Annotated in this window: 20 protein-coding genes; 3 read left to right on the top strand and 17 right to left on the bottom strand. The window is 56.1% G+C overall.

Annotated features, from left to right (window positions below; translation table 11 throughout):
• Positions 1-69: 69 nt before the first annotated feature.
• On the bottom strand, positions 70-783 hold the full coding sequence (locus ID864_RS22890; RefSeq protein WP_187497856.1) for a tRNA-uridine aminocarboxypropyltransferase: 714 nt from the start codon (positions 781-783) through the stop codon (positions 70-72).
• Between the two features lie 63 nt (positions 784-846).
• The gene (gene trxC / locus ID864_RS22885; protein ID WP_048915029.1) at positions 847-1266 is read right to left on the bottom strand and encodes a thioredoxin TrxC; all 420 of its coding nucleotides are present in this window, start codon (positions 1264-1266) and stop codon (positions 847-849) included.
• Between the two features lie 247 nt (positions 1267-1513).
• On the opposite strand from trxC, the gene ID864_RS22880 reads away from it, so the two are divergent.
• Positions 1514-2551, top strand: a complete 1038-nt coding sequence (locus tag ID864_RS22880) for a tRNA/rRNA methyltransferase (protein ID WP_099753747.1) — start codon at positions 1514-1516, stop codon at positions 2549-2551.
• Between the two features lie 59 nt (positions 2552-2610).
• Here ID864_RS22880 and emrB read toward each other — a convergent pair whose 3' ends face one another.
• From emrB to ID864_RS22825, 11 genes are all read right to left on the bottom strand, one after another.
• Positions 2611-4146, bottom strand: coding sequence for a multidrug efflux MFS transporter permease subunit EmrB (emrB, locus tag ID864_RS22875; RefSeq protein ID WP_048915031.1), 1536 nt, complete (start codon positions 4144-4146; stop codon positions 2611-2613).
• A gap of 17 nt (positions 4147-4163) precedes the next feature.
• Entirely contained in the window at positions 4164-5336 is a 1173-nt protein-coding gene (gene emrA / locus ID864_RS22870; protein ID WP_048915032.1) for a multidrug efflux MFS transporter periplasmic adaptor subunit EmrA, read from the bottom strand.
• A gap of 161 nt (positions 5337-5497) precedes the next feature.
• Positions 5498-6028 carry a transcriptional repressor MprA gene (mprA, locus tag ID864_RS22865; RefSeq protein WP_048915033.1) on the bottom strand — a complete coding sequence of 177 codons (531 nt, stop codon included), beginning with the start codon at positions 6026-6028 and terminating at the stop codon, positions 5498-5500.
• An 893-nt stretch (positions 6029-6921) separates the two neighbouring features.
• The gene (gene proX, locus ID864_RS22860) at positions 6922-7917 is read right to left on the bottom strand and encodes a glycine betaine/L-proline ABC transporter substrate-binding protein ProX (protein WP_191150422.1); all 996 of its coding nucleotides are present in this window, start codon (positions 7915-7917) and stop codon (positions 6922-6924) included.
• Between the two features lie 68 nt (positions 7918-7985).
• Positions 7986-9155 carry a glycine betaine/L-proline ABC transporter permease ProW gene (proW, locus tag ID864_RS22855; protein WP_191150421.1) on the bottom strand — a complete coding sequence of 390 codons (1170 nt, stop codon included), beginning with the start codon at positions 9153-9155 and terminating at the stop codon, positions 7986-7988.
• Positions 9152-10348, bottom strand: a complete 1197-nt coding sequence (proV, locus tag ID864_RS22850; protein ID WP_048915036.1) for a glycine betaine/L-proline ABC transporter ATP-binding protein ProV — start codon at positions 10346-10348, stop codon at positions 9152-9154. Before proV ends, proW begins: the two co-directional genes overlap by 4 nt.
• Before the next feature lie 395 nt (positions 10349-10743).
• Positions 10744-11703 (bottom strand): class 1b ribonucleoside-diphosphate reductase subunit beta, encoded by a 960-nt coding sequence (gene nrdF, locus ID864_RS22845; protein WP_048915037.1) that lies wholly within the window; start codon positions 11701-11703, stop codon positions 10744-10746.
• A 104-nt stretch (positions 11704-11807) separates the two neighbouring features.
• Positions 11808-13958, bottom strand: a complete 2151-nt coding sequence (nrdE, locus tag ID864_RS22840; protein ID WP_099753749.1) for a class 1b ribonucleoside-diphosphate reductase subunit alpha — start codon at positions 13956-13958, stop codon at positions 11808-11810.
• Positions 13931-14341, bottom strand: coding sequence for a class Ib ribonucleoside-diphosphate reductase assembly flavoprotein NrdI (nrdI, locus tag ID864_RS22835; RefSeq protein ID WP_133622919.1), 411 nt, complete (start codon positions 14339-14341; stop codon positions 13931-13933). The genes nrdE and nrdI overlap by 28 nt, the downstream gene beginning before the upstream one ends.
• Before the next feature lie 4 nt (positions 14342-14345).
• Positions 14346-14588, bottom strand: coding sequence for a glutaredoxin-like protein NrdH (nrdH, locus tag ID864_RS22830; protein ID WP_048915040.1), 243 nt, complete (start codon positions 14586-14588; stop codon positions 14346-14348).
• Between the two features lie 290 nt (positions 14589-14878).
• Positions 14879-15202 carry a DUF883 family protein gene (locus ID864_RS22825; RefSeq protein ID WP_191150420.1) on the bottom strand — a complete coding sequence of 108 codons (324 nt, stop codon included), beginning with the start codon at positions 15200-15202 and terminating at the stop codon, positions 14879-14881.
• 150 nt (positions 15203-15352) lie between these two features.
• Here ID864_RS22825 and ID864_RS22820 point away from each other — a divergent pair, with 150 nt between their 5' ends.
• Both ID864_RS22820 and ID864_RS22815 read left to right on the top strand, forming a co-directional pair.
• Positions 15353-15688: a DUF2002 family protein gene (locus ID864_RS22820; protein WP_048915042.1), complete on the top strand. Its 336-nt coding sequence runs from the start codon at positions 15353-15355 to the stop codon at positions 15686-15688.
• A 107-nt stretch (positions 15689-15795) separates the two neighbouring features.
• Positions 15796-16215, top strand: a complete 420-nt coding sequence (locus tag ID864_RS22815; RefSeq protein ID WP_191150419.1) for a hypothetical protein — start codon at positions 15796-15798, stop codon at positions 16213-16215.
• A gap of 41 nt (positions 16216-16256) precedes the next feature.
• Here the strand turns inward: ID864_RS22815 and speG are convergent, their stop codons facing one another.
• The 4 genes from speG to ID864_RS22795 all read right to left on the bottom strand — a co-directional run bounded on the left by speG (position 16257) and on the right by ID864_RS22795 (position 20665).
• Positions 16257-16823 carry a spermidine N1-acetyltransferase gene (speG, locus tag ID864_RS22810; RefSeq protein ID WP_048915044.1) on the bottom strand — a complete coding sequence of 189 codons (567 nt, stop codon included), beginning with the start codon at positions 16821-16823 and terminating at the stop codon, positions 16257-16259.
• Between the two features lie 280 nt (positions 16824-17103).
• Positions 17104-17964 (bottom strand): nucleoside-specific channel-forming protein Tsx, encoded by an 861-nt coding sequence (locus ID864_RS22805; protein WP_099753751.1) that lies wholly within the window; start codon positions 17962-17964, stop codon positions 17104-17106.
• A gap of 413 nt (positions 17965-18377) precedes the next feature.
• Positions 18378-19532 carry a DUF4056 domain-containing protein gene (locus ID864_RS22800; RefSeq protein ID WP_224750608.1) on the bottom strand — a complete coding sequence of 385 codons (1155 nt, stop codon included), beginning with the start codon at positions 19530-19532 and terminating at the stop codon, positions 18378-18380.
• Positions 19529-20665 carry a BamA/TamA family outer membrane protein gene (locus ID864_RS22795; protein WP_191150418.1) on the bottom strand — a complete coding sequence of 379 codons (1137 nt, stop codon included), beginning with the start codon at positions 20663-20665 and terminating at the stop codon, positions 19529-19531. Before ID864_RS22795 ends, ID864_RS22800 begins: the two co-directional genes overlap by 4 nt.
• Positions 20666-20667: the final 2 nt, after the last annotated feature.

Genomic DNA, 20667 nt, shown 5'->3' with positions numbered 1-20667 from the left:
TTCGTTCCCTCTGACAACGATGGGTTAATTCTACCTGTTGTCGGGCGAAGTTGTTGCCTGGCGTGTCAGTTAATTGATCGCTGCCGGTATTTCGTCATCATTTTCAGCCGCCTGCTGTGGATGATGCGGCTTGCCCGCCAGATAGCGCTGGCGGAACAGGTCGAAATGCTGAAACAGCGCTTCGCCAGCGGAGGTATCACCGGCCTGCAGCAGCAGCTCGGCCGCCACTTCAGCGGTACAGTGCTGGCCAGCCGCATGCGCCACGCGCAGCTGATAGTTGGACGGGCGCGTCAGGTTAAGCGACATCACCGGCAGCGCATCCAGCCACGGACTTTTACGGAACATTTTGCGCGCCTCGGTCCAGGTGCCGTCGAGCACAATAAATAGCGGAGGCTTACCGCTCAGCGGCGGGCTGTTCAGCACCGTGCGGCCCTCATCAGCGTAGGAGGCGGGAAACACCACCATCGGCTGATACTGCGGATCGCGCACTGCGGCAAGCAGTGCCGGGTCCGGCTCGGTGCGCGACCAGCCAAACGCCAGCGTGTCCGGCAGGATATCGGCAATCAGGCGACCAGTATTGCTGGGCTTCATCGGCTCGCTGTCAAACATCACCAGGCAGAACCGGCTGCGCGCCTGCTGTGGGCTGAGCGTCGCGCACAGGCAGTTCTTTTCTGGCAGCAGGCAGCGCTGGCAGCGGCGGGTGCGGTTACCACGAGCAAGGAAAGGGCGGGTGGCACGGGCGAGACGGGCAGCGCGCAGGCGCAGAACAGCGTTATCGGTCATCTTGGATCATCAGCGAAAAACGCTATTCTAACGGATTGTGGCCGGGCATGCCCGGCCAGATGCTTACAGGTTTTCGTTCAACCACTCTTCGAACGGCGCTTTCGGCATTGCCCCGTTCAGCATGTCGGCCATCTGGCCCTGCTTGAACACCATAATGGTGGGGATGCTGCGAATGCGGAAGCGCGCGCTCAGCTCTGGCTCAGCCTCGGTATTCACCTTCAGGAAGCGGATCTGCCCGCTGCGCTCCTGAGCCACGGATTCATACACCGGAGCAAAGTTGACGCACGGACCGCACCAAGGCGCCCAAAAGTCGATAACCACCGGCAGGTCGTCCTGAAGATATTTATCCAGGGTCGCTGCCGTGGCATTCACCACGTGGCCGTCGAATAAGTCATTGCCGCAGCGGCCGCATTTCGCGCCGTCGGACACGCGCTCGACGGGGACGCGATTGGTGGCCTGGCAGGATGCACAAACGGTATTCATTATTCACCTCAGTCTGGTAGTAAGTGATTACTTACTGCATTTTCAGTAAATCAGCCAGCATTATGCTGGCCCCGTTAATGTGGAACAACGCGATTTGTTCAATGGGTATAATAGGTAATGTCTGGCAAACTGGCTGCGCGCCTGAACGGCCCACTCCCGGGTCAGCGGCTTTTGTTGGAAGTTAATAGCTAAGCGCCGCCACATCAGGTAATCTGCGCGCTTCGCGCTCAGCCCAGGTGGAGGAAAAATGAACGACGAATTTAAAGGTAAGAGCGGCAAGGTCAAAGTGATGTATGTCCGCGGCGATGATGAGAAGAGCACTAAGGGCGGGAACCCCCGTACCGGTAAAGGCGCTCCTCGTCCACAGCAGGATGGCGCGCGCCGTCCGGCACGAAATGCAGACAGCAAGCCACGTGGCGGGCGCGATCGCGACGAAGGGCACTCTGACTCTCCGTGGCGTACCGTTTCCCGTGCGCCAAATGCAGTAGCAGACGATAAGCCGGATCACGGCGGTATCAGCGGTAAAAGCTATATCGACCCGGAGCAGATCCGTCGTCAGCGTATGGAAGAGACGCGCGTGTATGGCGAAAATGCCTGCCAGGCTCTGTTCCAGAGCCGTCCGGAGTGCATCGTGCGCGCCTGGTTTATCCAGAGCGTAACGCCGCGTTTCCGTGAAGCACTGAAGTATATGGCGGCTAACCGCAAGGCTTACCACACCGTGGATGAAGCCGAACTGCAGAAAGCCTCCGGCACCGAGCACCATGGTGGCGTCTGCTTCCTGATCAAAAAGCGCTCCGGCATGCCGGTCAGTGAATGGCTGTCAACCGCAGGTGAGAAAGACTGCGTGCTGGCGCTGGAAGATATCGGCAACCCGCACAACCTGGGTGGCATCATGCGCAGCTGTGCGCATTTTGGCGTCAAAGGTTTGCTGGTGGATGATGCTTCGATGCTGGAGTCAGGCGCTGCGGTGCGTACCGCAGAAGGTGGCGCAGAGCACGTTCAGGCCATTAGCGGCGAAAGCTTTGCTGCCGGTCTGAGTGCGTTCCGTAAAGCCGGTTATACCATTGTGACCACGTCCAGTCATAAAGGCGTGCCGCTGTCCCGTGCAGAGCTGCCGGCCAAAATGGTGCTGGTGCTGGGTCAGGAGCGCGATGGTCTGTCTGACAGCACGTTCGATCAGGGCGACCTCAGCGTCTCCATCGGCGGTACCGGTAAGGTAGAAAGCCTGAACGTCTCCGTTGCAACCGGCGTCCTGCTGGCTGAATGGTGGCGTCAGAACGCCTGATGCAGTGATAAAAAGGGGGCGGCCATTTACGTGGTCGCCCCCTTTTTTATGCCGGCAATTTAGTGCGCGCCCCCGCCCCCGCCGCCTGCACCGAACGGTGGACGGGCAAACCATATCAGCACCAGCAGCAGGATAAACACCCCGGCAGAAGCCCAGAAAATCTCATTGGCGGAGATAATCAGCCCCTGATTGGTGATTTGCTGCGCGATATACGCAGAAGCCTGGTCGTGGGTCATCCCCAGCTGTTGCAGCTTCGCGTACATCTCCTGGCTGTTAGTACTGTACGGAGTGACCGATTCCGTCAATTGAGCGTGGTGCAATGACTCACGATCGCTCCACATGGTGGTGGTGATCGAGGTGCCAATCGAACCTGCCAGCGTACGGGTGAAGTTCGACAGGCTCGATGCCGCTGCCAGCCTCTCCGGCGGTAAGCCTGACAGCGTAATGGTGGTCAATGGCATAAAGAAGCAGGCCACGGCAAAGCCCTGGATAAATTGGGGCCACGCCGATGCTCCAAAGTCCATGCCCGGTTCAAAGGTATACGCACGCCAGTAGAAGCACACTGCATACATAATGAAGCTGAAGGTGACCAGCCGTCGCATATCCAGCTTATGCGCAAAACGGCCGATAATCGGCGACAGGATCACCGGGATAATCCCAACCGGCGCCGATGCCAACCCGGCCCAGGTGGCGGTGTAACCGTACACCTCCTGCAACAGCTGCGGCAGCAGAACAATCGAGCCGAAGTAGAGCATATAGGCGAGACTAATCGACAGACAGCCAATGGTGAAGTTGCGCGACTTAAACAGCGACAAATCCACTATCGGGTGGTCGTCGGTCAACTCCCACACCAGTAGCACCGCCAGGGCTACGACGGCAACGACCGTTAAAATAATGATTTCAGTGGAGCTGAACCAGTCCAGCTCTTTACCGCGGTCCAGCATCACCTGCAGACAGCCGATACCCACCACCAGCAGCACCAGGCCAACGGTATCAATCGGGCGGATTACCGTTTCCGTTTCACGGTTGCGCAGCGTTTGCAGCGCAAGGATAACTACCACCACACCAATCGGCACGTTGATAAAGAAGATCCAGCCCCAGTGGTAGTTATCGCTGATCCAGCCGCCGAGGATCGGGCCGCAGATCGGCGCGACGATCACCGTCATCGCCCACAGTGAAAGCGCCATACTGCGCTTCGCCGGAGGGTAGTTGCTCAGCAGCAGGCTCTGCGACAGCGGGATCAGCGGCCCGGCGACCACTCCCTGAATCACGCGGAAGAAGATCAGCATGGTCAGGCTTTCGGACATGCCGCAGGCCCATGACGCGATGGCAAACGCCACCGTCGACCACAGGAACAGTTTCACCTCACCAAAACGCTTGGCCAGCCAGCCGGTGATCGGGATCGAAATGGCGTTAGCCACGCCAAACGAGGTGATCACCCAGGTTCCCTGAGAGTTCGATGCCCCCAGGTTTCCGGCAATAGTGGGGATCGCCACGTTAGCAATCGTGGAGTCCAGCACCTGCATAAATGTTGCCAGCGACAGCGCAATGGTCATCAGGACCAGCTGCGTGCCTTCAAGCGGTTTACGCGCCATAACAGCCTCCCGCTGGCTTAGCCGGCATTGGCACGGATGATATCAGCGATCAGGGCATTCGCCGGCGCCAGGTCCAGCGCCAGAGCGCTACTTTCATAGGCCGGTTTGCTGCGCACGCTGGTCGCCAGCACCGCGCCTTCAGCGTTAGCCGTATCGATTTTCACCAGCGTTGACAGGCCGATGCGCAGCGGATGCTTCGCGACCTCCGCCGGGTCGAGCTCGATGCGTACCGGCAGGCGCTGCACCACTTTGATCCAGTTACCGGTGGCATTCTGAGCCGGAAGCAGGGAGAACGCGCTGCCGGTACCCATATCCAGGCCAACCACTTTGCCGTGGTAAATCACGTCATCACCGTAGATATCGGCTACCACGGTCGCTGGCTGGCCGATGCGCACGCCTGCCAGCTGGGTCTCTTTAAAGTTAGCGTCCACCCACAGATTATTTGCCGGCACGATCGCCAGCAGCGGAGTGGTGGTGGAGATCTGCGAACCGACCTGAACGCTGCGGCGTGAGACATAGCCATCAATCGGGCTGACCACATTCGTGCGCTGCAGAGCCAGCCAGGCATCACGCAGCTCCGCCGCGCTCTGTTTGACCGCCGGCTGATTTTCCAGCGAGGTGTTGAGCACCGCCGCCTGATTGGCATTGTATTGCTGCACTGCCACATCCAGCTGTGCCCTGGCGGTGGCGACGGCATCACGCGCGTGCTGCAGATCTTCTTTACCGATCAGGTTTGCGGCACCCAGCGGTTCACGGCGGCGTAAATCCGCCTGCGCCTGGTCGAGCGCCGTTCTTTGCAAATCGATAGTGGCCTGATACTGCCTGCCGTTGATAATCAGCTGATGCGTCTGGCGCACGCTGGTGGCGAGAGCGGTTTGCGCTTTTTCAAACGCCTGCTCAGCATCCGTGCGGTCAAGCGTCACCAGCACATCGCCTTTTTTGACAAAATCAGTGTCGTCAAACCACACTTTATTGACGCTACCTGAAACCTGCGCCATCACCTGCGCCTGGTTTCCAGCAACATAGGCATCGTCAGTTTCCTGATAGTGCCGCAGCACCAGGAACCAGTAAGTCAGATAAGCCACCCCGATAATGACGAACAGCACAGCCAGGATAATCAGCGCGCGTTTACGCGTCTTCTTTTTATCTTTGGGCTGCTGCGGGTTTTGTTCCACCGCGCTTGCACTCATGGTTTTCTCCAGGTTTTCTTGCCATACGGGCTCGTCTCCATCATCACTGGTGACGAACGCCCAAGTCTAAAATGCCAGCGTGATTAGCGCTGGCATGAGGGGGCTTAAAGTAGCGGTTTCCAGTAAATGGTGTGTCGCACAATATGCTATTACGGGAACTATTAACGAGAGAGTGAGGCGACCACTTCTTCTTCGTCCATCTGATCCAGTCGGTTCAACAGCTTACGAGTAATCGCTTCCAGCTGTGTTTTTTCGGAACCGCTGAGCGATGACCACAGTAACTGCAGGCACTGATGCTGCGGTGGCAGCAGCTGGCGCAGGAACTCGTTTCCTTTAGGCGTCAAATGCAGGTGCAGGCAGCGGCGATCGTTATCGCTTTCACGGCGTTCAATCCAGCCACGTTTTTCCAGTTCATCAGCAATACGGGTGGCGTTGGTACGGGAAGATCCGAGAGCGGAGCTCAGCTCTGACGGTTGAATGCTGTGGTCTTCCTGTGCATCCAGCGTAATCAATGCCATAAACAGCGTCTCGTTAATCCCCTGAGCCTTGAGCATTTTATTGCGATTTTCCAGCAATTTACTCTGCATATGCATGCAGAGACGCGTCAGCATAATCTCCTGAAGGGGGAAATCTTTCTGACGGTTAGCGCGAAAATTTAGCATCTGTTCAATAGGGGTAAACGAACTTTCCATTCTGAAGGAACCTCACTAGTTGCAACTGGTATAGTAACGATGATGACTAATAAAGTAACGCGACATTTCGCCAGCCTGTGATGGTGTTCACTACGCTGCTGTCATCATCAGTAGTTTCCAGGTCTTTCCATAACCCAGGGCGCTTAGTGCGCGAAAGAGCAATGCTGTGCATACAATGGGGTACACAGCAGGCCAAAAACCGATTGGGCTGGCACAAGTTGGTGATGGAGCAGTATTAAAATGGGACAGTAATCCGGTAACAAAATTAGTGAATTACCCGAGCGCTTTTTACGCAATAACTGAATAATTTCACGTGAAAAAATAACCAGCCTGAATAAATTGCGCATAACCTTACCAGAGTGCGAAATGCGTTAACAGGCCGTGGTGTCTGAAAAAACTTCATTTTTGCCGTAAAAAATCATTGGCCAGTGCCCTGGAATCAAGCCGTACCACCTGTTAAAAAGGTTAAGTAAGGTTAACAAAACACCGATTGTACAAACCTTATACCCGGCTGAACGATCGCACTCAGATGAGTAATGTGCCCGGCCTGCAGCGGCAGGTCGAGTAGCAGAATCCCGATAATCAGGGCCAGCAGTGGATTGGGCATCATGGTGACAGGCGAGGGGCAGAGCACTAGCGACAGAGGTCGGCGCAACCTGGACGAGAGTAAGGCCAGAGCGGGAGGTGTTCATGACAATCGGTGTGGGCTTAAGAAATCACTCATAGGCTAATAGTAACCTAAAAAACTATTTCACTCACATGATAATTGACAGGACAAACCAGTTCGACAGCAGGGCCGTCGAGCCTGCGAAAATCATCCTGGCCACGTTGACTCAATGTTGGGGGCGACCGTTTTTCTGGTCGCCCCGCGTTAACCGGTAATCAAGGCTGATTTATTTACCCGCAGCCAGCGCGTCTTTCACCCAGCCATCGAACTGGGCCTGGTGCGCTTTGATCCAGCCGTCAACGTGAGCATTAATATCCGCTTCGGAAGACTGGCCCTGGTGCATACGCGAGTTCTGCGCATTGATATCGGCAATCGGCAGCTTCATCTCGGCAAACAGCTTCGCCGCGGCTGGATTCTTCTCCGTCCAGGCTTTGTTCGCCACGATATGCATGGTGTTCACCGGGAAGCCATAGTTCGCACCGTTTGGCAGCCTGGTATCCACATCTTTCTGCTCGCCCGGCAGGGAGGAGAATGGCACCTGCAGCCACACCACATCACGGCCCGGAACCAGTACATCGCTCACCCAGTACGGCGTCCAGGTGTAATACAGCACCGGCTTGCCCTCTTTAAAGCGGGTGATGGTATCGGCAATCATCGCCGAATAGTTTCCCTGGTTATGCTCCACGTTGTTGCTCAGGTCGTAGGCTTTTATCTGGTGATTAATCACCGCTTCACAGCCCCAGCCAGGCGTACAGCCGGTCAGATCGGCTTTGCCGTCTTCGTTGGTATCAAACAGTTTGGCGATTTTCGCATCTTTTAGCTGGTCGATACGCGTAATGTGGTACTTCTCAGCGGTTTTTTTGTCGATCAAATACCCCTGCGCCGCGCCTTGCACATAGGTGCCCTGGCGATAGAATTTGGCATCGCCGCCGGCGGCCTTATACATATCATCATGCAGCGGCTGCCAGTTGGTGGCGATAAACGTCGTATCACCTGCGGCGATCGAGGTGTAAGCCACGTTATAGTCAACTTCACTCGGGTCATCAACGGTGTAGCCGAGCTTCTCCAGCGCGCGGCTCACCAGCAGCGTCTGGAATGTCTCTTCGGTGATGGTGCTCTGAGCCGGCTTAACGGTAATGCCTTTACCCGGTAAATCGGCGGCAGAAACCTGAACGGTAGCCAGAGTGGTGAATGCGGCGGCCAGCAAGGTCATCTTGCGCATAGTTATTCCTTCTTATCATGGGTCTTGCGGAGGAGGCAGGCGGCGCACAACGGGCGCCGCCGGAAGCGTTATTTGATGAACGGGCGGGTAATCAGCCCCAGAGGACCGCTGGCGTACCAGCGGCGGTTACCGCGGCTACGGCTGTCACGGCCAAGTGACTGGGTCAGGCGGTCGAGGATAATCGCCAGAATCACGATGCCGACGCCACCGACGGTCGCCAGCCCCATATCCAGGCGGCCAATCCCGCGCAGCACCATCTGGCCGAGGCCGCCCACGGCGATCATCGAGGCGATAACCACCATCGACAGCGCCAGCATCAGGGTCTGGTTAACCCCGGCCATAATGGTCGGCATCGCCAGCGGCAGCTGTACTTTAAACAGCATCTGGCGCGGGCTGGCTCCGAAGGATTCTGCGGCTTCCACCAGATCGGCGGGTACCTGCTTAATCCCCAGAATGGTCAGGCGCACAATCGGCGGCAGGGCGAAGATAATGGTCACCACCACGCCGGGTACGTTACCGATGCCGAACAGCATCACGATAGGCACCAGGTAAACAAACGCCGGAGTGGTCTGCATCGCATCGAGCAGTGGGCGAATAATCTTTGCCGCACGTTGGCTGCGCGCCAGCCAGATGCCAAGCGGCAGCCCGATAATAATGCAGAACAGCAGGGCGGTCAGCACCAGCGCCAGCGTCACCATCGCCTGCGACCAGGCACCAATCGCGCCAATTGCAATCAGCGACACCAGGGTGGCGATGCCCATGCCGAGGCTGGAGAGCTGCCAGGCAATAAGCGAGAAGACCATAATCGCCACCGGGGCCGGCATGCCCAGCAGCATGTGCTGAAAGGCGCTGAGGATATAGTCCACCGGCAGGCGGATCCCCTGAAACAGCGGGCGGAAGTGGGAAACGATCCAGTCAATCGCCGTGGTTACCCAGCCGTCGAGTGGGATCAGCGTTTGATGGAACGGGTCAAGAATATTGAAGTGTTCGGCCTGCGGGGCCGGAGCGCTGTTCAGCCAGTCGCTGCCGCTGGCCGCCGCCTCATGTCCGCCGCCGGAGGGGGCGCCCCACGCATCGGTGCTGCCGCCTGCTGCCGCATCGGGTGCGGGCTGGCTGGTGGCGGCATCCGAGGGAGAACCCCACGGATCGCTGCTGCTGCTGGTGGCCGTGCTACCGTCAGCAGCAGCGCGGGTGGTCTGGGCGCTGGTGTCCCACGGATTACTGGTTTGCTCGCTCATGCCTGACCCCCGTCACGATCTAATGCCTGCAATAACATGCCTTTGGAAATAATGCCGATGTACTGGCCCTCGTCGCCGGTAATCGGCACCGCGCAGGGGGCCTGCGCCACGTGGGAGAGTAGATCGCTCAGCGAAGTCTCGGCCGCCATCGGCGTCGGGCTTGCCAGCATTGCCTGATCCAGCCCTTCACCGGCGGCCAGGGCGGCCTTCAGCGAGTCAATCGATACGGTGCCGACAAAGCGCTGTTTTTCCAGCACGTAGCCATACTCGCGGTCATTGTCCTGCAGCAGCTTGATTGCCGAGCGCGGGCCGAAGCCGGGCGCTTTACGGATCAGCGCGGCGGCACTGCGGCGGGCGATATCTTTTGCGCTAAACACCTGGCTGATATCGACGCCGCGGAAGAAGGTGCGCACGTAATCATTGGCCGGATTGTTCAGGATCTCATCCGGGGTGCCGACCTGCACCACTTCGCCGCCCTGCATAATGGCAATGCGGTCGCCAATACGCATCGCTTCGTCAAGATCATGAGAGATAAATACGATAGTGCGCTGATGGCGCGACTGTAATTTCACCAGCTCATCCTGCATTTCGGTACGAATGAGGGGATCGAGCGCGGAGAAAGCCTCATCCATCAATAATATGTCTGGGTTAATTGCCAGCGCACGCGCTAATCCGACGCGCTGACGCATCCCGCCGGAGAGTTCGTCGGGCCAGGCATGAGCATAATTATCCAGCCCCACCTGGCGCAGCGCTTCCATGGCTTTATCCTGGCGCTCCTGTAACGGGACACCAGCTAATTCCATGCCGAAAGCGGTATTATTTAACACGTTCATATGTGGCATCAGTGCGAATGACTGAAATACCATGCTGATTTTATTTCTGCGGACTTCGCGTAATGCGCTGTCGGATATTTTGGCAATATCTTCGCCATCAATAATAACCTGGCCGCGGGTGGGTTCTATCAGACGATTGAGAAGGCGAACCATGGTGGATTTCCCTGAGCCGGATAACCCCATGATGACAAAGATCTCGCCTTCTTCAATGGCCAGACTGGCGTCTTTCACGCCAAGAGACAGGCCGGTTTTCTCCAGCAGTGCCTCTTTACTGATTCCTTTTTCAATATGCTTAAATGCGCGCTCGGGATTTTCCCCAAAGACTTTATATAAATTCTTAACTTCTAATTTAATAGCCATGCATTAATTCATTTCCAGTTGTTGGTGGGTTTTATTATATTATCTCTTCTGTGTGGTCAAATATTATCGGCCTATACCGTAGCACACTGAGAATCTGAGACAACCCTAAAAGGCCAGATCAAAAATGCATGATGAGATGCCCGTCCAGGCTAATGCCAGAGCGGGTAAGGGATTGCAGCGGATTGAACGAGGGTGAAAAAAATGAATATTCTGTTGAGAATGGTCCTGGTAGGGCCGTAATTGGTGTGTGATTGGGGAGGGATATGCGGAAATTAATCGTCAGAAAACTGTCATATTTATCTCAACAATCGGCAGGTGAATGGCTGAAATTTAATGACTATTAAAACAGGGGCGCGGTGAAAAATGGCTGCCGTCGGCAGCCACTGCTGAAGAGATTAAAAGTTCCAGTCTTCATCTTCGGTATCGACCGCTTTACCCATCACATAGGAGGAGCCGGAGCCGGAGAAGAAGTCGTGGTTTTCATCGGCGTTTGGCGACAGCGCCGAGAGGATAGCCGGGTTAACATCGGTCATCTCAGAGGGGAACAGCGCCTCGTAGCCGAGGTTCATCAGCGCCTTGTTAGCATTGTAATGCAAGAACTTTTTCACCTCTTCCTGCCAGCCGACGCCTGCGTACAGCGCATCGGTATATTCAATTTCATTTTCATACAGCGCCAGCAGCAGTTCAACGGCGAACTGTTGCAGCTCCTCTTTACGCTGCGGCGTCTCTTTTTCCAGGGCTTTCTGATACTTGTAGCCGATGTAGTAACCGTGAACCGCCTCATCTTTGATAATCAGACGGATCAGATCGGCGGTGTTAGTCAGCTTGCCGCGGCTCGACCAGTACATCGGCAGGTAGAAGCCGGAGTAGAACAGGAACGATTCGAGGAACACGCTGGCGATCTTCTTCTTTAGCGGGTCGTTCTCGTAGTAGTGCTGCAGAATGATCTCGGCCTTGCGCTGCAGCGGGGGATTCTCTTCGCTCCAGGCGTAGGCGGCATCAACATCGCTGGTGTGGCACAGCGTGGAGAAGATCGAGCTGTATGAGCGGGCATGCACCGCTTCCATAAAGCTGATGTTCGACATCACGGCCTCTTCATGCGGCGTCAGCGCATCGGCCATCAGCGCCGGAGCGCCGAGGGTGTTCTGGATGGTATCGAGCAGCGTCAGGCCGGTGAACACGCGGATGGTCAGCTGTTGCTCATCGGCATTCAGGGAGTTCCACGCCGGAATATCGTTAGACAGCGGTACCTTTTCCGGCAGCCAGAAGTTGCTGGTCAGGCGGTTCCACACTTCCAGATCTTTCTCGTCTTCGATGTTGTTCCAGTTGATGGCGTGAACTTTTTTTAATTTCATGGTGTTGTTCCTGGGCGGATCCTGGTGGGGCAGGCATGCCTTACCCTACGCTATGCGGTGCGTTATTCGTAGGGGCGGGGCATGCCCCGCCCGCAGCGTTGTTTTTACAGTGAGCAGGAGACGCAGCCTTCCACTTCGGTCCCCAGCAGGGCCATCTGGCGCAGGCGGATGTAATAAAGTGTCTTTATCCCTTTCTTCCAGGCGTAAATCTGCGCCTTATTGATATCGCGCGTGGTGGCGGTATCGCGGAAGAACAGCGTCAGCGACAGCCCCTGATCGACATGGCGCGTTGCCTCCGCGTAGGTGTCGATAATCGCTTCCGGGCCGATGTCATAGGCATCACGGTAAAACTGCTGATTATGGTTATTCATAAACGGAGCAGGGTAGTACACCCGCCCGGTCTTGCCCTCTTTGCGGATCTCAATGCGCGACACAATCGGGTGAATACTCGACGTGGCGTGATTGATATACGAGATTGAACCGGTCGGCGGGATCGCCTGTAAATTCTGGTTATACAGGCCGTACTGCATCACCGACTCTTTCAGCTCGCGCCACTGCTGCTGCGTCGGGATGGCAATCCCGGCTGCGGCAAACAGTTCGGCAACCTGCGAGGTGCGCGGCTGCCAGCTCTGCTCAACATACTGATTAAAGTATTCACCGCTGGCATAGCGCGAATCGCTGAAGCCGCTGAAAGTGCTTTCCCGCTCGCGCGCCAGCAGGTTTGAGGTTCGCAGCGCGTGATAAGTGATGGTGTAGAAGTAGATATTGGTGAAATCCAGCCCGGCTTCGGAACCGTAGTGGATACCTTCGCGTGCCAGGTAACCGTGCAGGTTCATCTGCCCGAGGCCAATGGCATGCGACTGGGCATTCCCCTGTTCAATCGACGGCACTGAATGGATGTGGCTCTGATCGGAAACCGCCGTCAGGCCGCGTACCGCAATCTCAACCGTGCGGGCAAAGTCCGGCGAATCCATGGTGTGCGCAATATTCAGCGAACCCAGATTACAGGAGATATCCTTGCCGATGCGGCGATAGCTGAGGTCATCGTTGTATTCGGTGGGGGTGTTGACCTGCAAAATTTCCGAACACAGGTTGCTCATGTTAATGCGCCCGTGGATCGGGTTAGCGCGGTTCACCGTGTCTTCAAACATGATGTACGGATAGCCGGACTCAAACTGGATCTCGGCCAGCGTCTGGAAAAATTCACGCGGGTTAATAAAGGTGCGGCGAATGCGCTCGTCGGCCAGCATCTCTTCATACTTTTCGCTGATGCTGATATCGGCAAACGGCAGGCCGTAAATACGCTCAACGTCATACGGTGAGAACAGCGCCATGGGCTGGTTATCTTTCGCCAGCTGGAAAGTCACATCCGGGATCACCACGCCGAGCGACAGCGTTTTAATGCGGATTTTCTCATCGGCATTTTCGCGCTTGGTGTCGAGGAAGCGCAGGATATCAGGGTGGTGCGCATTCAGATATACCGCGCCAGCACCCTGACGTGCGCCGAGCTGGTTGGCGTAAGAGAACGCATCCTCCAGCATCTTCATCACCGGGATCACGCCGGACGACTGGTTCTCGATGCGCTTGATCGGCGCGCCGGATTCGCGCAGGTTAGAGAGCAGGAACGCCACGCCACCGCCGCGCTTGGAGAGCTGCAGGGCTGAGTTCACCGCGCGGCCAATCGACTCCATATTGTCTTCAATGCGCAGCAGGAAGCAGGAGACCAGCTCACCGCGCTGCTGCTTGCCGCAGTTGAGGAAGGTGGGCGTTGCAGGCTGGAAACGCCCGGACAGGATCTCATCGGTAAGCGCGTGCGCCAGCGCCTGGTCGCCCTGCGCCAGCGTCAGCGCCACCATGCAGACGCGCTCGGTAAAGCCTTCCAGGTAGCGCTTGCCGTCGAAGGTCTTCAGCGTATAGCTGGTGTAAAACTTCCACGCGCCGAGGAAGGTCTGGAAGCGGAAACGGCGCTCATAAGCCTGCTGGAACAGCGAACAGACAAACTCAAACGGATAGGCATTCAGCACGTCGGCTTCGTAATAGCCTTCGGAAACCAGATACTGCAGGCGTTCAGCAATGGAATCGAACCGCACGCTGTTAGGGATCACGTGCTGGATAAAATACTGGCGCGTAGCCTCGCGATCTTTTTCAAACTGAATATGGCCTTCGGCATCGTACAGATTAAGCATCGCGTTGAGCGCGTGATAATCGGCAGTGGCCGGCTGGGCCTCTATGAGTGTGCTGTCTGTCGCTGCCAAAATTGGGTTACTCCGTGGTAAACGTTAGCGATATCGTCAGCGGTGCCCATCAGCTCAAAGCGATAGAGGTAAGGCACCTGACATTTACGCGCAATAATGTCGCCAGCCAGGCAAAAAGCCTCGCCAAAATTGCGGTTGCCAGCGGCGATAACGCCGCGGATCAGCTGACGATTGTGGGTGTCATTCAGAAACTGAATTACCTGTTTAGGCACCGCACCCTGAGCGGTGCCGCCGCCGTAGCTCGGCACTATCAGGATGTAAGGTTCATCGACCTGCAGGCGCTGAGCGTTATCCAGCGGGATGCGCCGGGCTGGCAGATCTAAACGGGTAATAAAACGATGGGTGTTTTCTGACAGGCTGGAGAAGTAGACCAGCGTTGTCATGAGCTTATCCCCGCGCCTGTGCCAGCTGGCTCAGGGCCTGGATTTTGTCCGGGCGGAAGCCGCTCCAGTGGTCCTGCTCCGCCATGACCACCGGCACCTGACGGTAGCCCAGCGATTTCAGCGCGTCCACGTGGGTCGGCTCGTGGTCCAGATTAATCAGCTGATAATCAATCCCTTTCTTGTCCATCGCGTTTTTTGTTGCATTGCACTGGACACAGTTATCTTTAGTGTAAATAATAATGCGCATGATTCGTATTTACCTTGATGGCTGTTTGACTGGCTTAACAGGCGCTTTCTGGTAACACTACTGGCGCCGCCGCGACCACAACTTGTTGCGTGGTCTTGATGGAGTAAATACTAGATATAGCGATGCCGAAATGCAACCACACAACATATAGTATTTTTGCATTTGGTAATCCACCTCGCATCCAGCCCTTGTGCCGCAAGGTTTGCGTCAGGTAAAAAATTTTCAGGCAATAAAAAAGCCCGCAGCTTTCGCCACGGGCCGATGATCAATCAGTTAAATTTTGTCAATAATCAGCGTGAGGATGTGGTCGTCGCGATCAGTGCACCGACAAAAATACCCAGCGCGGTACCAATGCCCACTCCATGCCAGGGTTTGTCGCGTACGTAGTTATCAACGTGTCCTGCACCGTCTTTCGCCGCCTGGGTTACGCGGTTATTACCGTGCAGCTTCGCCCGCGTCTCTTTCAACAGCGCTTCTGCGCGTGAGCGCGCGCCGTCCACTTCATCTTTGGTTTTGCTGCCGTAAGACTTCAGCAGATCGTCAAGGCTGTCCGCCAGCTGGGAAACATCCTGATTCAGGTCGATATCGTTATTTTTCGATTTCCGGTTGAACATTTTTTGCTCCCTTACTGTAAAAACCTACTATTAGTATAGAACAGCTTCACATAACGCCAACCGCCGGGCGGCGTTTATGGACTAATCCGAAAGCCCTGACTGCGCAGCCGTTGTAAGGTTGCGGGGTTTGGCAGACTGAGAGGAATAAGCATGTATCTACGACCTGATGAGGTTGCTCGCGTACTGGAAAAAGCGGGATTTGAAATGGACGCGGTTACCACAAAAACCTACGGTTATCGTCGTGGTGAAGACTATGTCTACGTCAATCGCGAGGCGCGCCTCGGGCGGACGGCACTGGTGATCCACCCGACGTTAAAGGAGCGCAGCCAGTCGCTGGCACTGGCATCATCAGACGTGAAAACCTGCGACCACTATGTGCGTTTCCCGATGTATCTGGCCGGGGAATCGAACGACCATTACGGCATCCCCCACGGCTTCAGCTCACGCATGGCACTTGAGCGCTATCTGGAAAAGATGTTTGGCTGACTGGTGGCCAAGGCTGGAATAAGCGCCCAATTCATACGCTATTAGCCCGCTTGTTTGTCCACGCAACGCTTAGACTACTGTCATGTTGGGATAAAAGCAGGTTAACCATGAAACGGCTGATAGCAGCGCTGGCAGCAGCGTGGATGTTAAGTGGATGCGCGACGATTGTCGGCAGTGAGCGTCAGGATGTGACCCTGCAAACTCAGCCCCCGGGGGTGAAGTTTGTGGTGCAGGATGAAACGGGCATCGCGGTGGCTGAAGGCTATACGCCAAAAACTGTCAGCCTTCTTAAGTCGAACGGCAGCTACTTCGGCAAGAAAAAATACCGGGTGATGCTGGAACGGCCTGGCTACGTGCCGCAAACCCTGCCGCTGAAAGAGAGCCCGAATCTGTGGTATCTGCTGGGCAATATTCCCCTGCTTGGCTTCCCCGGCTGGCTGGTGGTGGACCCGTTATACGGGGGAATGTATAAAATTGAGCCGGAAATCCTGCAAACCATCATGAACCCGGTGGGCGCGCGCGGCTAAGCGGATAAACGATTCAGGCCGGAGCGATCCGGCCTGATGGTTTACTGCGCCGTTGGATTGACCATGGCGTGCGGTGGCCGGAAGCGTTCCAGATACTGATGCTGGAAAATACACATGCGAATGGTATTGCGGTACTCGCCGTTGATAAAGAATTCGTGGATCAGCTCCCCTTCAATCTCAAAGCCCAGCTTGCGATAAATATGAATGGCCTTGGCGTTCTCTTTATCGACGATCAGGTAAAGTTTATAGAGGTTCAGCACCGAAAAACCGTAATCCATCGCCAGTCTGGCCGCCTTTGTTGCCAATCCTTTACCCTGATGACTCGGGGCAATAATGATCTGAAACTCGGCGCGACGGTGGATATGGTTGATCTCCACCAGTTCTACCAGCCCGGCATTGCTGCCGTCATGTTCCACCACAAAACGCCGTTCGCTCTGGTCATGAATATGCTTGTCGTACAGGTCAGACAGCTCAACAAAGGCCTCATAAGGCTCCTCAAACCAGTAGCGCATCACGCTGGCGTTGTTGTCTAACTGATGGACAAAACGCAGATCTTCACGCTCCAGCGGGCGCAGCTTAACGCTGTGGTCGACGGACTTCGCAGACATAAAAATTCCTTTTTGCAGAGGCAATATTGCCGGCCCGAGTATAGCGTTTTAGCGGGCACAAAAAAAACGCGCCTTCAGGCGCGTTGAATCATCGTTTGTAAGGGCCGATCCTCTTTTTCGATCGGCCCGTGACCCAGGCAATACGTAGGGGCCGATCTTTTGTTTCGATCGGCCCGCGATCCAGGCAGTACGTAGGGGCCGATCCTCTTTTTCGATCGGCACGTGGCCCAGGCAATACGTAGGGGCCGATCTTTTGTTTCGACCGGCCCGCAGCGGGTTATCAGAAGTTGTAACCCACCACCACGTAATAACCGAAGCCGTTCGACTTCACGTTAAAGTTGCCCTTGCCGAAGTTCAGCTCGGTGCCATCTTCCCACTGGCCGCCGTTGTGGAAGTAACGCGCCACGAACGAGTAGTGCCAGTGGTCATAGCCCAGCGAGAGAATATGGCTGGAAGCAATCGAGTTGCTGCTGCGGCCTGCGGTATCACCGAGGTCAGAACCCCAGTCAAAGTTGGTAAAGCCGATGTAGCTCAGGTTGCCGCCCCACACCTGGGTCAGCGGCACAAAGTATTTCACCTTGAAGCGGTAACCGTCCCAGCTATCTTCGTTGGCAGCATCGTAGTTTTCCCACTGATATTTCGCATACACGTTCAGCGACAGGCCGACATCAGAATGCGTGTCGATATCGGTGCCCAGGCCCATATACCAGGTATTCTGGCGATTAGCCTTATTGTCACCCATATCGTAGATATAGTTGTTCGCGAAGTACCACTCTTTAAACGGACCGAATGCCAGGCTGGTGCCGGTCAGTTTGTCGATGGAGAAGCGCGGTTCGATCTCCATAAAGAACGGTGAGCCATCGTCCCATGCGCCAACATCATTGCCGTTACCCACGCCGAAGAATTTAGGTACGTCGATATAACCGTAGAAATCGAACCAGTCTTTATGGGCGAAGGCTTCATATTCCAGATACAGGTCATTGTTCAGCTGCGGCCCGAAGCGGGTGTGATAGCTGCCTACCACGTTTACGCTCTGGTGCCACCAGTCAGAAACATATTCCGGGTTGCTATCTTGGGCAAAAGAAACGTTGGTATAAGAGAGCGCGGCCAGCGCACCAGCCATCATAATTTTATATTTCATTATTATTACCACATGCTCTGTGACCCTGCGCGGCAGCCAGCTCGACGGTCGGGTTACGGTTTCTACGGGCGACGATGGGTGATTATTGATGCGACGAAAACACCCGCCTTGAATGCAGCGGCAGTGTGCCGCGAACAGGCTATAAGGAAATAGAGATCGCTCACACTTGTCAAATTCTGTTTCATTTCAATTCAGTTAAAGTGTGACGTGTATCACGTTTATTTGCGTGTGGAGGGGAACTTTCTGGCAAAAGGGCTTTTGCCTGCTTTCTCGCCAGCGTAATCGGTTGCCTGGTGAGATCGGCAGCGGAAAGCAGCAAGTAGCGATCCAGGGGCGAACGGCGAGGGCAGAAAATGAACGCTAAGACATAACTTTATCTTATGAAAAACAACGCGATAATGGCGATAAAATACTCATTTACAGCGCTGGCCGATACGCAGCAGCCGGCGGCGGTCGACCTCTTTTGCCTGCTGCGCCAGCGTGGCAAAATCGGCAAACCGATAGTAAATCCTGGGGCTTTTGGGTGCGGGCAGCTGTTTCATATTGTTACCGGGCCAGATCTCCAGCCGGGCGAAAGCGCTGAGCGGTTGGCCATCAAAGCTGTCGGGTAGCGTCAGCCACAGCATCGGCACGCGCTCGGCCGGGCGGGTAGGGTAGCGCAGGGCGCCAGTAAGATAGTTGCGCCGGCGTACCAGGAATTTATCCGGCAGGCGGCAGCGGCTATTCCACCACTTGGCGTCGAGCATATCGAAGTGAAAACGGGTCTGCTGCGGGCTGACTGCCTCAAGCTGCGCCAGCGCCTGTGGGATTGCCTGCGCCATTGTACGCTGATACTGCCTGAGCGTGCTGGCGCCGCCATGGTTCAACAGGTCGCTGGCAATGCGCGCGCCAAGCAGGTTGGAATAGAGGTCTTCCGGTGAGAATGCCGACACGGCTTCAGAGTAGCCAGGTACCGACTCAAAACCGTACCACTGCGCCACCTCATGCCATACCGCCAGCTGATAAGCCAGCTGAGCGGCCATCATCACGGCCAGATGGTAGCGCGCAAGCGCAGTCGCGGGCGGGGTAAACGGCCACAGGCGGATCGCGCGCTGCCCAAGCTCTTCATCCAGTCGGATAGTGCCCGCCTGGCCTAATCCTGGCCAGATCTGGCTGAATAGCCACAGGGTATTATCGGCGGTATCGCGCACGTGGGCGAGATCGATAAAACCGCCGCGCAGCGTATAGATGATGCCGTCATGTTCGCGATTCAGACCGCTCAGCGTGCTGAGGATACTCAGTAAGTGGTCATTATAGTGATGCTGACCGCTATCGTCCGGGGCGATGACGTTGCCGATTTTGAATCCGGGAACGGGAATACCCAGCACTTTTGCCCGCACGTCATAACCGAAGGCGCAGCAGGGGCGCAGGCCCTGCGGGGCGGGCAGCTTGGCTATCACCGGCCAGACCACGCTGGCGACTGTGGCCGGGCCTTGCAGACTCGCCGCGTTAAACGGCATGTTCTCCAGATGCCGGGCCTGGCAGCCTGCCAGCAGCAGGTTGAATGAGAGTAAGAGACGGGCGATCAAAATGCTTCACCAACCTGGAAATAGAAACCGGAGCTGCGCTGACCGACACCGTAATCAAGCCGCACATTCATCCGTTTTTTAAACTCGAAGCGGTAGCCAACCCCAATCGAAGGGAGCCATTGGCCATCCAGCACTTCACTCGGGCGCTGAGACATGCTGCCCGCGCCGACCCAGCCCACCACGCCGTGGCGCCAGCTCAGTTTTTTCCGCAGTTCGAGCTGGGTAGTTACAATATTTCGCGCGCGAAAGCGCCCCTGATAATAGCCGCGCAGGTGGCGACTGTCGCCCAGCGAACCCAGCATGGTCCACGGCACCTGCCCGGTCGCGAGGCGGCTATACAGCTCCCAGGCCAGCAGCGTGGAGTCATTAAGCGGGTGGTAACGGTCATACTGCAGATCCCAGACCTTAAGGCGGTTATCGCTGCCCAACGAAGGGAGGTAATCGGTGTAATGGATGTTCAACACCTGTCCCTGCGACGGGTTAGCGATAAAATCGCGCGTGTCATAGCTGAACAGCAGGCTGAAGCCGGAGTTTAGCTGATTCAGCGCGACGGGATTGCGCGAAAAGCCGCCCGATGGCTTATCCTGCAACGCAGAAGCACGCTCCCATGAAACCGCCCAGCCAAGCCCGGCATAGGTGTTGGCGCGCAGCCGATAAAGCAGCTGTGGCGTGGCGTTAAAACGACTGGAGTCATATTTTTGCCTGTCGTGGCGATGGCGCCCTTCGCGATAGCCCCGCCCCCAGTAGTAGAGCGGGCGATGGCTGAGGTCACCATCGATATAAAACCGCCACTGGTCATGGTGAAAAAAGGTGTCATTCTCGTACCCGAAGCCGAAAGCCCCGGTCGAACTGACAAAGCCTGTCAGAGCCAGCGACGAGAGCGGTGTGTTTTTCTGCTGCCGATCGGGCCGGTACAACCCGACAGCCGCAACGCCAATACCGATGCCCAGTTCCGGGGTATAAAACGGACCGGGGACGATGCCCCAGTCAATGCCTTGCGCGGTATTCACCTGCTGGTCTGACCCCAGTTTTGCCAGGTAATGATCGACGGTCACCCTGCTGGGCAAAAAATTGGCCTGCGCGATCGGGGAAATAGAGAGCAGGCCAAATAACAGCGAAGAGTTTATCCGCATAC

Origin of the sequence: Erwinia aphidicola (assembly GCF_014773485.1) — a bacterium.
GTDB lineage: Bacteria > Pseudomonadota > Gammaproteobacteria > Enterobacterales > Enterobacteriaceae > Erwinia > Erwinia aphidicola.
The sequence above is the reverse complement of the archived record's forward strand: the minus strand, read 5'-3'. Positions and strand labels throughout refer to the sequence as shown.

What these genes read in the sequence shown, in the direction of transcription:
- proW (WP_191150421.1), bottom strand. Translation starts at nt 9,155, where the DNA reads ATGAGCGAGCAAACCAGTAATCCGTGGGACACCAGCGCCCAGACCACC.
- trxC (WP_048915029.1), bottom strand. Translation starts at nt 1,266, where the DNA reads ATGAATACCGTTTGTGCATCCTGCCAGGCCACCAATCGCGTCCCCGTC.
- speG (WP_048915044.1), bottom strand. Translation starts at nt 16,823, where the DNA reads ATGTCTGCGAAGTCCGTCGACCACAGCGTTAAGCTGCGCCCGCTGGAG.
- emrA (WP_048915032.1), bottom strand. Translation starts at nt 5,336, where the DNA reads ATGAGTGCAAGCGCGGTGGAACAAAACCCGCAGCAGCCCAAAGATAAA.
- ID864_RS22820 (WP_048915042.1), top strand. Translation starts at nt 15,353, where the DNA reads ATGTATCTACGACCTGATGAGGTTGCTCGCGTACTGGAAAAAGCGGGA.
- ID864_RS22825 (WP_191150420.1), bottom strand. Translation starts at nt 15,202, where the DNA reads ATGTTCAACCGGAAATCGAAAAATAACGATATCGACCTGAATCAGGAT.
- ID864_RS22805 (WP_099753751.1), bottom strand. Translation starts at nt 17,964, where the DNA reads ATGAAATATAAAATTATGATGGCTGGTGCGCTGGCCGCGCTCTCTTAT.
- nrdF (WP_048915037.1), bottom strand. Translation starts at nt 11,703, where the DNA reads ATGAAATTAAAAAAAGTTCACGCCATCAACTGGAACAACATCGAAGAC.
- proV (WP_048915036.1), bottom strand. Translation starts at nt 10,348, where the DNA reads ATGGCTATTAAATTAGAAGTTAAGAATTTATATAAAGTCTTTGGGGAA.
- ID864_RS22890 (WP_187497856.1), bottom strand. Translation starts at nt 783, where the DNA reads ATGACCGATAACGCTGTTCTGCGCCTGCGCGCTGCCCGTCTCGCCCGT.
- mprA (WP_048915033.1), bottom strand. Translation starts at nt 6,028, where the DNA reads ATGGAAAGTTCGTTTACCCCTATTGAACAGATGCTAAATTTTCGCGCT.
- nrdI (WP_133622919.1), bottom strand. Translation starts at nt 14,341, where the DNA reads ATGACAACGCTGGTCTACTTCTCCAGCCTGTCAGAAAACACCCATCGT.
- nrdH (WP_048915040.1), bottom strand. Translation starts at nt 14,588, where the DNA reads ATGCGCATTATTATTTACACTAAAGATAACTGTGTCCAGTGCAATGCA.
- ID864_RS22795 (WP_191150418.1), bottom strand. Translation starts at nt 20,665, where the DNA reads ATGCGGATAAACTCTTCGCTGTTATTTGGCCTGCTCTCTATTTCCCCG.
- emrB (WP_048915031.1), bottom strand. Translation starts at nt 4,146, where the DNA reads ATGGCGCGTAAACCGCTTGAAGGCACGCAGCTGGTCCTGATGACCATT.
- ID864_RS22815 (WP_191150419.1), top strand. Translation starts at nt 15,796, where the DNA reads ATGAAACGGCTGATAGCAGCGCTGGCAGCAGCGTGGATGTTAAGTGGA.
- ID864_RS22880 (WP_099753747.1), top strand. Translation starts at nt 1,514, where the DNA reads ATGAACGACGAATTTAAAGGTAAGAGCGGCAAGGTCAAAGTGATGTAT.
- proX (WP_191150422.1), bottom strand. Translation starts at nt 7,917, where the DNA reads ATGCGCAAGATGACCTTGCTGGCCGCCGCATTCACCACTCTGGCTACC.